Raw genomic sequence first — 388 nt, 5'->3', positions numbered from 1 at the left:
CGTCCCCCGCAGCCGCGACGTAATCGACAAACAGCCGACTGTACAGCGGAGACCCGTCAACGTTAAAGGACAGCGGAATTTTCAGCTTGCCGCCGACAACCTCATATCCGGCATCCGCCAATAGATCTACGGCCGGGTGAGGATTGATGTCCTGATTTAACGGAATATGATCCTGCAAAAAGGAATGCGGCGAGCTCTGAAGCCATACATAAATCCGATAGATGACCCATATCGCCAATCCAACGCCGATCAGTGCCATAACCGCCTTATCGGGGCTACCCGTCATCGGAAATCACCTCGGTGATGTATTCGAGCAGACAGGGTGAAATTCCTCTAAAAATAACCAAAAGAAACTCATCAGCGCCGCGATGAGTTTCCATGGGTTGAA

The 388-nt window shown here is 51.3% G+C and carries 1 pseudogene; it reads right to left on the bottom strand.

The window, feature by feature from the left end:
• Nucleotides 1–286, bottom strand: a pseudogene (locus L692_RS0119310) (hypothetical protein); the annotation flags it as partial.
• Between the last annotated feature and the right edge of the window lie 102 nt (nucleotides 287–388).

This window comes from Paenibacillus forsythiae T98 (genome assembly GCF_000520735.1).
Lineage (GTDB): Bacteria > Bacillota > Bacilli > Paenibacillales > Paenibacillaceae > Paenibacillus_AQ > Paenibacillus_AQ forsythiae.
This window is presented reverse-complemented; position numbering and strand designations above follow the sequence as displayed.